At 69.1% G+C, this 9615-nt stretch carries 10 protein-coding genes; 1 reads left to right on the forward strand and 9 read right to left on the reverse strand.

Annotated features, from left to right (window positions below):
• Window positions 1-108 precede the first annotated feature (108 nt).
• From hemN to K0M70_RS13960, 6 genes are all read right to left on the reverse strand, one after another.
• Entirely contained in the window at window positions 109-1503 is a 1395-nt protein-coding gene (gene hemN / locus K0M70_RS13935) for an oxygen-independent coproporphyrinogen III oxidase (RefSeq protein WP_290782930.1), read from the reverse strand.
• Between the two features lie 62 nt (window positions 1504-1565).
• Window positions 1566-2567, reverse strand: a complete 1002-nt coding sequence (locus K0M70_RS13940) for a magnesium and cobalt transport protein CorA (protein ID WP_290782932.1) — start codon at window positions 2565-2567, stop codon at window positions 1566-1568.
• Between the two features lie 40 nt (window positions 2568-2607).
• A complete protein-coding gene (locus tag K0M70_RS13945; protein WP_290782934.1) occupies window positions 2608-3789 on the reverse strand; it encodes a DUF4105 domain-containing protein in 1182 nt (393 codons plus the stop codon).
• Window positions 3776-4624, reverse strand: coding sequence for a transporter associated domain-containing protein (locus K0M70_RS13950; protein ID WP_290782936.1), 849 nt, complete (start codon window positions 4622-4624; stop codon window positions 3776-3778). Before K0M70_RS13950 ends, K0M70_RS13945 begins: the two co-directional genes overlap by 14 nt.
• A gap of 65 nt (window positions 4625-4689) precedes the next feature.
• Window positions 4690-5172: a DUF393 domain-containing protein gene (locus K0M70_RS13955; protein ID WP_290782939.1), complete on the reverse strand. Its 483-nt coding sequence runs from the start codon at window positions 5170-5172 to the stop codon at window positions 4690-4692.
• Window positions 5169-5732, reverse strand: a complete 564-nt coding sequence (locus K0M70_RS13960; protein WP_290782941.1) for a hypothetical protein — start codon at window positions 5730-5732, stop codon at window positions 5169-5171. Before K0M70_RS13960 ends, K0M70_RS13955 begins: the two co-directional genes overlap by 4 nt.
• Before the next feature lie 100 nt (window positions 5733-5832).
• Here K0M70_RS13960 and K0M70_RS13965 point away from each other — a divergent pair, with 100 nt between their 5' ends.
• Window positions 5833-6825: an NAD(P)H-binding protein gene (locus K0M70_RS13965; protein WP_290782943.1), complete on the forward strand. Its 993-nt coding sequence runs from the start codon at window positions 5833-5835 to the stop codon at window positions 6823-6825.
• Between the two features lie 81 nt (window positions 6826-6906).
• On the opposite strand, the gene ybeY is transcribed toward K0M70_RS13965, so the two are convergent.
• The 3 genes from ybeY to miaB all read right to left on the reverse strand — a co-directional run.
• The gene (ybeY, locus tag K0M70_RS13970) at window positions 6907-7368 is read right to left on the reverse strand and encodes an rRNA maturation RNase YbeY (protein WP_290782945.1); all 462 of its coding nucleotides are present in this window, start codon (window positions 7366-7368) and stop codon (window positions 6907-6909) included.
• Window positions 7365-8336, reverse strand: coding sequence for a PhoH family protein (locus tag K0M70_RS13975; RefSeq protein ID WP_290782947.1), 972 nt, complete (start codon window positions 8334-8336; stop codon window positions 7365-7367). Before K0M70_RS13975 ends, ybeY begins: the two co-directional genes overlap by 4 nt.
• The coding region (gene miaB / locus K0M70_RS13980; protein WP_290782949.1) for a tRNA (N6-isopentenyl adenosine(37)-C2)-methylthiotransferase MiaB at window positions 8333-9615 on the reverse strand (1283 nt) is incomplete at its 5' end. The genes K0M70_RS13975 and miaB, both read right to left, overlap by 4 nt.

Consider the following 9615-nt stretch of genomic DNA (forward strand, 5'->3'; position numbering starts at 1 on the left):
GGCGTGGGTCGCCTTTTTTTCGGGGGGCGGCGGGGGGGGGCGGCGGCGGGGGTGGGCTGGGGGCGGCGCCGCGACGCGGGACTCAAGTGGCCCACCGCAATGCCGGCCTCAGATGGCCTTGGAGAACCGCGCGGGCTCGGATTGCGGCTGCTGGAGGTATCGGTCGAAGCATGCCGCTATGATACGCAGCAACAGCCGGCCGCGCGACGTCACCCGCAGGCTGCGGGCGTGGCGCTCGACCAGGCCGTCCGCCACCAGCGGCTCCAGGCGTGCCAGGTCGTCGCGGAAGTAGTCTTCGAACTCGATTTCGTGGCGCTGCTCCAGGGTGGCGAAGTCCACCTCGCCGTGGCACATCAGCTGCTGGATCAACTCGGCGCGCAGTACGTCGTCGGCGTCCAGGGACATGCCGCGCCAGGTCGGCAGGCGGCCGCTGTCGATGGCGATCTCCCAGGACGGCAGGTCGCGCGGGTTCTGGCTGTACGTGTCGCCGATGTGGCTGATGGAACTTACGCCCAGGCCGATCAGGTCGCAGTCGGCATGGGTGGTGTAGCCCATGAAGTTGCGGTGCAGGTGGCCCTGTTCCTGGGCCGTGGCCAGGTCGTCGCCGGGCAGCGCGAAATGGTCCATGCCGATGTACTGGTAGCCCGCGGCCGAAAGCTTTTCGATGGCCAGCTGCAGCAGGCCCAGCTTGTCTTCGGCGCTGGGAAGCTCGGCTTCGTTGATGCGCTGCTGGGGCCGGAACAGCTGCGGCATGTGCGCGTAGCTGTACACCGCCAGGCGGTCGGGGCGGGTGGCGATCATGGTGTCCAGGGTCTTGCCGAAGCCCTCGCGCGTCTGGCGCGGCAGGCCGTAGATCAGGTCCACGTTCACCGAGCGGAAACCGTTCGCGCGGCAGGCATCGATCACCGCCTGGGTTTCCTCGACGCTCTGGATGCGGTTCACCGCTTCCTGCACCGCCGGGTCGAAGTCCTGCACGCCCAGGCTGGCGCGGTTGAAGCCCATGAAGGCCAGGGCCTCGATGTCGCCGGGGTTGATGCACCGGGGGTCGATCTCGATCGAGAAGTCGCGTTCCGGGCTCTGGCTGAAGTGGAAGTGGCGGCTCAGCGTTTCCAGCAGCTCGCCGATCTGGCCCGGCGTGAGGAAGTTGGGCGTGCCGCCGCCCAGGTGCACCTGCATCACGTCGCGGTCGCGGTCGAACAGCGGACCCAGCAGCGACGCCTCGCGCACCAGGCGCTGCAGGTAGCCGTCGGCACGCGAGTGGTCGCGGGTGATGATGCGGTTGCAGCCGCAGTAGAAGCAGGGGCTGAAGCAGAACGGCACGTGTACGTACAGCGACAGCCGGCGCGGGATGGGGTCGTCGTTGCTCAGCTGCGCGGCCTGGCGGAACTGCGGTTCGCCAAAGCCGGAGTGGAACTGTGGCGCGGTCGGGTAGGAGGTGTACCGCGGACCGGGGCGGTCGTAGCGGCGCAGCAGCTCGGCGTCGAAGGGTGGAATGGCGGTCATGGCGGGAAGGCTAGCGGCCGTCCGCGGCGCCGTCCTTGACGTCGGTCAAGTCAGGCGCGGGATCAGATCCACTTGGCGCGGCGCAGCACGATGAACAGCCCGGCCACGATCGCCACCGTGACGCCCACCAGGGCCAGGTAGCTGTAGCGGCCGGCCAGCTCGGGCATGAACCTGAAGTTCATGCCGTACCAGCTGGCGATCAGCGTGGGCGCCGCCAGCAGGCCGGCCCAGCCGGCCAGGCGCTTCACCACTTCGCCCTGGGCCACGGTGACGAGGGCCAGGTTGACCGACATGGCGGCGGTCAGCATCTCACGCAGGGTGTCGGTGGCATCGTTGACGCGCAGCGTGTGGTCGAACACGTCGCGGAAGTACAGGCGCATCTCTTCGCCCACCATGTTGGTGTGCACGCGCGTGAGCTGGCCGGTGATGTCCTGCATGGGCGCCACGGCCAGGCGCAGGCGGGTGAGCTCGCGCTTGAGTTCGTAGAGCTTGATCACGGTGTGGCGGCTGAAGCTCTCGGCGAAGATGTCCTTCTCGAGCCCGTTGAGCTTTTCGCGGAACTCATCGACGATCGGCAGGTAGTTGTCGACGATGAAGTCGAGCACCGCATACAGGCCGAAGCTGGGGCCCATGGCCAGCTGTTCGGGCTCGCGCTCGCAGCGGGCGCGCACCGGGGCATAGGTCAGCGACGCGCCATGGCGCACCGTCAGCAGGTAGCGCGGCCCCATGAACACATGGGTTTCGCCGAATGCCACCTGGCCCTGCACCGCCTGCGCGGTGTGCACGGCGATGAACAGCGAGTTGCCGTAAGCTTCGATCTTCGGCCGCTGGTGCGCGTGATGGGCGTCTTCCACCGCCAGGTCGTGCAGGTCGAATTCTTCCTGCAGCTGGTCCAGCAGGGCCTCGTCGGGCTCATGCAGGCCCACCCAGACCCAGGTGCCGTCGTCGACCGCCAGCACGTCGCTGACCTGGTCCAGGGCGATATCCAGCCGCTTGCCGTCGCGGGTATAGGCGGCACAGTTGATGACGCTGGCGGGCGTGGCGGACGGCAGGTCTGGATTCATCGGCGCATCATCGGCCGAGCCGCGCGCCTGGGGCAAGCCCTCAGCGCCTGGGGTCCAGGCCGCGCATCAGCGCCCAGTGCAGGGGCAGCAGCAACAGCACCCATTCGACGTTCTGCTGCGGCAGGAACGGCAGGAACTTCAGGAAGCCCGCCACCGCTGCGCTACCCGCGACCAGCCGAAGCAGCCAACGGAAGCGCGGCGAGGGCTCGTGGCCACGGAGTCTGGCCCAGCCACCGGGAATCAGCGCCAGGCAAAGCGGGCTGAGCAGCAGCAGGTTTTCATTGCCGTGGCCGGCGACGTGCGCGGTGGCCAGCCAGATCAGCGCCATGACGGTGCCCGCCAGGCCACAGGCCGTCCAGAAGACCAGGGCACCCGCGGCCAGTGCGCGCGGCGCACGGCGCGCTGACCAGAGCGCCAGGACCGCCAGCGCCAGGCCGGCGAAAAGTGCCGGTGTGCGCAGACGCGGCGCTTCGGCCGGTGCCGGCGCCACGCGGTGCGGCAGCAGGGATTGTTCAAGGGAGACCAGCGGCCGGCCATCGGCCAGTTTCGCTTCGCGCAGCGCGTCGCGCAGGCGCATCGGGATGAAGGACTCGTCCCAGCGCGACAGCGGCCGGTCGGCGTAGCCGCCCAGCCCGAGATGGAACCCCACCGCCATCCAGGGCGCCGGCGAGGCCAGGCGCACCGATTCACTGCGGTAGGTGTTGCCCTGCGAGCGGCCCGACAGCTGCGGCTGGAGCGCACCGCCCAGCGCCTGGTCGATGGCGTCGCGCACCTTGGTGGAGCAGTTGCTGGTGAAGTAGTCGTAGCGGTACTGCGCGTTTTCCGGACGGGCGTTCTCGGCCAGCGTTGCGGCCAGGGTGGTGGCCGCGTCCGGCGTCAGTTCAAGCCACTGAACGCCCACGCCCCGGCCGGTTTGCGCGTAGCGCGCCAGGTCGTCGTCCAGCGGCAGCGCCACCAGCCAGTACTGCATGTGGCCGCGGACGAAATTGCCGAAGAAGCCCGGCTCGTCCATGTCGAAATAGCCGAAGTTGTACGACGTGGCGGTGCCGGTGTCGTCGTCCTGCACCACGATGGCGTTGTGGCCGAAGCGCTCGAAGAAAATGCCGCCCGGCTCCATCGTCACTACGCCGATGCGCGGCGATGCCAGCACCAGCGCCGGCCAGATCAGCAGGGCCAGCCAGAGCAGCGGTGCAGCCAGGCTGCGCCGGTCACTCAGGCGCATGCACGCTCAGCACGAAGGTGTGCACCCGACGGGCGTCGGCGCGGCCCACGCGGAAGTGGAACCGGCCCAGGGCCAGTTCTTCGCCCGCCTCCGGCAGGTGGCCGATGGCCGACGTGACCAGGCCGCCAATGGTGTCGTATTCGTCGTCGTCGAAGTCGGCGCCGAACTGGTCGTTGAAGTCGGAGATCGGCGTCAGGGCGTCCACCACGAACTGGCCGTCGGCCTGGGCCGCGATCAGCTTGGCTTCGTCGGCTTCGTCGTGCTCGTCGTCGATCTCGCCGACGATCTGTTCCAGCACGTCCTCGATGGTGATCAGGCCGGCCACGCCGCCGTGTTCGTCCACCACGATGGCCATGTGGTTGCGCGACAGCCGGAACTCCTTGAGCAGCACGTTCAGGCGCTTGGATTCCGGGATCAGCACCGCCGGGCGCAGCAGCTCGCGCACCGTGGACGGGCCGCCGTCGGCCACCATGCCGCGCAGCAGGTCCTTGGCCAGCAGGATGCCCAGGATCTCGTCGCGGTCTTCGCCGTGCACCGGGAAGCGCGAGTGGCCCGATTCGACCACCATGTTCATCAGCTCGAGGAACTTGGCCTCCAGCGGCAGGGACACCATCTGGGAGCGGGGCACCATGATGTCGCCGACCTGCTGTTCGGACACCGACAGCGCGCCCTCGAGCATCTTCAGGGTGTCGGGGGTCACCAGGCCGTTGGCCTGGGCGTCGCGCAGGATCTCGACCAGGTCTTCGCGGGTCTGCGGTTCGCCGGAAAAGGCCAGGCTCAGGCGTTCAAGCCAGGAGCGGCGTTCCGGCGGGCTACTAGGGGAATCTTCGGACATCTCGGTAGGGCAGGCGCCACGATCGGGCGGTAGCGCAGTGTAACCGCAGTCCGGCGCCGGTTCCGTTACGGCGTGGCCGGCGGTGGCCCGGGGAGGTCGCACCGGCCCTGGCGGCAGGCCTGGGCCTGGCGCTGGGCACGGGCTGCGGCGCGCCGGACCAGCCAGCCGTAGGCCCGGTTCAACTGCAGCCACGACAGGGGCTGCCGGAAGCGGGCCACCCAGGGGTAGACCCGGTTCCAGAAGGGGCGCAGGCGCGGGTGGCCCCACAGCGCCGCGACCCGGTGCAGGCCCACCGCGCCATAGGCTTGTTCGAACACCGCCACGCCGATGTACCACTGCCCCGCGGCGTCACGGGCGTGGATCAGGCGCATCAGGGCCTCCCGTTGGATGCCGGCGGCGTCCAGTTGGGGGTCGTTGAAGTCGGGTGCCGACGCGTCCACCAGCGCCAGGCGCTGGTCGCCGTCGTGGGCCTTGAGCGCGTGCATCTCTTCCCGGCATAGCGGGCAGGAGGCGTCGTAGTAGATCGCCAACGGCCAGGCAGCGGTCATTTCTTGTCTCCTTCGCGCAGCAGCTTCTGGATGCGGCTGCCGAGTTTCATCACTTTCATCAGCGTGGCGGGCTCGAGCCGAAGCATTTCTTCGCCCCATGAGGAGAGTGAGGTCATCAACGTGAGCGTTTCGTGGATGCGCTTGCGGGCATCGGCGTCTTCAGCGGCGAAACCGGGGTCGCTGGTGAGTTCACGCAGCATGGCCACGGTGGGGTCGAACTCCCGTACCTTGCGCTCGCGCACGACGGTGCGGAAAAGATCCCACACATCGCGCGACGTCTCGAAGTGGTCGCGCCGTTCGCCCACCAGGTGCGACACCCGCACCAGCTTGAGGTTCATCAGTTCGCGCAGGCTGTTGCTGACGTTCGACCGCGCCACCACCAGCACCGTGGCAATGGTTTCGGCGTCCATCGGCCGGCCGGCCAGGAAAAGCAGGGCGTGCACCTGGGCCACGGTGCGGTTGACACCCCAGCGGGAGCCCATTTCTCCCCAGTGCAGCACGAAGCGGCGGCTGACCGGGCTCAGCGGGTCGGCGGCGTAGGGGGCGGCGTCTGTGGTCATGGCGGGGTGTCCGGACTGCCGGTTTTTCGGCTTGCATGGATGCTAGTCCCGGCATATATTTCTGTCAAGACAGAAATAACTGTCAGAACGAGGTGCTTCGATGGACAAGCTCTCCAAACCCGCCGGCGCCGCCCTGCGCGTCCTGGTGCTGGGCGGCGGCGGCTTCATTGGCCGCCATGCCGTCGGCGCGCTGCTGGCGCAGGGAATGACGGTGGAGGTCGGCAGCCGGCACCCGTCGCGCCTGGCCCGGCGCCTGCCCGCGGAGGCGCACGCCTGCGGGCGGCGGGCCGTTCACTTCGAACACCTGCTGACGCCCGAGGCCTGGCTGCCCAGCCTCCAGGACGTCGATGTAGTGGTGAACTGCGTGGGCATCCTGCGCCAGCGCGGCCGCGAGACCTACCAGCGGGTGCACCACCTGGCTCCGGCCGCGCTGGCCGAAGCCTGCCGCCGCAGCGGCCAGCGGCTGGTGCACGTCTCGGCGCTGGGGCTGCAGGCGCCCATGCGCAGCGGCTTCCTGCGCTCCAAGGCCGACGGCGAGCTGGCGCTGCGCCGCAGCGGCGCCAACTGCTGCATCGTGCGGCCCTCGCTGCTGGACGCCGAGCGCGGCGGCTACGGCGCGGCGTGGATCCGTCGCGTGGCGCGCTGGCCGGTGCACGCATTGCCCGCCGACGCCGCGGGCTTGATTGCCGCCCTGGACGTACGCGACCTGGGCGAAGCGCTGGCCGGCCTGGCGCGGCGCCCCCGGCTGGATCATGGCGGCCGTCCCTGCGAGTTCGAACTTGGCGGCGGCCAGGCGATGTCGCTTCGGGACTATCTGGCCGCGCTGCGGTCCCTGCATTCGCGCCGGCCCGCGCTGCCGGTGCAGGTGCCCGGTTGGCTGGCCCGGCTGGCCAGCCATGCCTGCGATCTGCTTCACGTCACGCCGTTTTCGTTCGGCCACTGGGAGCTGCTGCGGCGGGACAACCTGCCACTGCACAACGACCTGCCGGCGTTGCTGGGCCGTGCGCCGCGCCCGGTCGCCGGCATCGCGCCGGCGCAGGGCATGCTCGCGCCGGGCCTGCCGGCACCGGGCGTGCAGCCGCAGCGGGCCTGACCTGCGCCCATCGGGCCGCTTCGCCGCGGCAGCAGGGTGGGCCAAGCCACCGTTTACCGGTGCAACCGCGCCGGGCCCGCGTCAGTAGGGGTCGGGCAGGCCGAGCCCGGCGAGGATGTCGCGCTCGAGCTGCTCCATGGCCTCGGCCTCGCGTTCGTCCTCGTGGTCGAGCCCCAGCAGGTGAAGCACGCCGTGCACGGTGAGGTGGGCGTAGTGCGCGGACAGGGGCTTGCCCTGGTCCAGGGCTTCCTTGGCCACCACGGGTGCGCAGATCACCAGGTCACCCAGCAGGGGCAGGTTCACGCCTTCGGGAAGCTCGGCCGGGAAGCTCAACACGTTGGTCGCGTAGTCCCCGCCGCGGTAGTGCCGGTTCAGGGCGCGGCCTTCCTTGGCGTCCACCAGCCGGATGGCGAGGTCGGCGCGCAGGATGCGGCCCTGTGCGGCGGCGGCGGCCCAGCGACGGAAGCTCACCGCCGCAGGCAGGCCGGCGCGGGGCAGGCCGTAACTGACGCTGACGTCCAACTGCACCGGACCCTGGGTCATTCCTGCGACTCCTTGCCGTCGCGGGCATCGTAAGCCCGGACGATGCGCGCCACCAGCGGGTGCCGCACCACGTCGTGCGCGGTGAAGAAGGTAAAGCTGATGCCTTCCACCCCGCGCAGCACGTCAATGGCATCGCGCAGGCCGGACTTCTGGTGCTTGGGAAGGTCGATCTGGCTCAGGTCGCCGGTGATGACCGCGGTGGAGCCAAAGCCGAGGCGGGTCAGGAACATCTTCATCTGCTCCACCGACGTGTTCTGCGCCTCGTCCAGGATCACGTAGGCGTCGTTGAGCGTTCGCCCGCGCATGTAGGCCAACGGCGCGATCTCGATCACGTTGCGCTCAAGCAGCTTGGCCACCTTTTCCACGCCCAGCATTTCGTACAGCGCGTCGTAGAGCGGGCGCAGGTAGGGGTCCACCTTCTGGCTCAGGTCGCCGGGCAGGAAGCCCAGTTTTTCGCCTGCCTCCACCGCCGGCCGCACCAGCAACAGGCGCTGCACCCGGGATTCGTTCAGGGCCTCGACGGCACTGGCCACGGCCAGGAAAGTCTTGCCGGTGCCGGCCGGGCCGATGCCGAAGCTGATGTCGTGCGTGTGGATGGCCTGCAGGTACTTGGCCTGGTTGGCGCCGCGGCCCCGCACGGTGCCCCGCTTGACCTTGATGGCCACCTCCGAGGCGTCGAAGCCGGCCGCCACCCGTTCCAGGTGGGCGCTGCCCAGGTGGTCGTGGATGGCATGCGCGTCCAGGGTCTCGCTGCTCGCCTCCTGGTAAAGCGCATGCAGCAGTTTCTCCGCCGCCACGGCGGCCTTGGCCTCGCCGGTGACGCGGAAGACGTGGCCCCGGTTGGCGATTTCCACGCCCAGGCGCAGCTCCATCTGGCGGAGGTGTTCGTCGAACGGGCCGCACAGGTTGGCCAGCCTTTCGCTGTCCTCGGGCTCCAGGACGAAATCACGCTGCTGGGGTTTGCTCATGCCGCGACGCCTTCCTTTGTCAGTATTTCACCGCGCAGTGAATTGGCGCGGACTTCGGTGATGCGCAGCTGCACGAAATGTCCCACCAGCCTCTTCTGGCCGGGGAAGTTCACGTTGCGCATGTTCTCGGTCTTGCCCGTGAGTTCGTCCGGGTTGCGCGCGCTCGGGCCTTCCACCAGCACGCGCTGCACGGTGCCGACCATGGCCTGGGAAATCCTGCGCGCGCTGTCGTTGATGGCTTCCTGCAGGCGGCGCAGGCGCGCGTTGGCCACTTCGGCCGGCACCTCGTCGTGCAGGTTGGCGGCCGGCGTGCCCGGCCGGCGCGAGTAGGCGAACGAATAGCTCTGGTCGAACCCGATGTCCTGGATCAGTTTCATCGTGGCCTCGAAGTCGCGGTCGGTTTCACCCGGGAACCCGACGATGAAGTCCGAACTGATCGAGATGCCGGGCTTGGCCTCGCGGATCTGGCGGATTTTCGCCTTGTACTCAAGCACGGTGTGGCCACGCTTCATCGCCGCCAGGATGCGGTCCGACCCCGACTGCACGGGCAGGTGCAGGAAGCTGGCCAGCTGCGGCAGGTCGCGGTGCGCCAGCACCAGCGCGTCGGTGAACTCCACCGGGTGGGACGTGGTGTAGCGGATGCGTTCGACGCCCTCGATCTGGGCGACGGCGCGCAGCAGGAAGGCCAGGTCGGCCACGTCGCCGTCGGCCATCGGTCCCCGGTAGGCATTGACGTTCTGGCCCAGCAGGTGGACCTCGCGCACGCCCTGCGCCACCCGTTTCGCCACTTCCACCAGAACGTCGTCGAACGGCCGCGACACTTCTTCGCCCCGGGTGTAGGGCACCACGCAGAACGAGCAGTATTTGCTGCAGCCCTCGATCACCGAAACATAGGCACTGGCGCCTTCGGCGCGCGGCTCGGGCATGCGGTCGAACTTCTCCACTTCGGGGAAGCTGATGTCCACCTGGGGTTTGCCGGTGGCGCGGCGGGCATCGATCATGTCGGGCAGGCGGTGCAGGGTCTGCGGGCCGAACACCAGGTCCACCCACGGCGCCCGCTTGAGCAGGGCCTCGCCCTCCTGGCTGGCCACGCAGCCGCCGACGCCGATCAGCACCGGTTTGTCGCGCTTGAGGTGCTTCCATTGCCCGATCAGGGAAAACATCTTGTCTTCGGCCCGCTCGCGGATGGAGCAGGTGTTGACCAGGATCACGTCGGCCTCGGCTTCCACCGAAGTGAGCTCCAGGCCATGTTCGGCGCCCAGCACGTCGGCTATCCGGG

This window comes from Arenimonas sp., assembly GCF_019459675.1.
Taxonomy (GTDB): Bacteria; Pseudomonadota; Gammaproteobacteria; order Xanthomonadales; family Xanthomonadaceae; genus Arenimonas.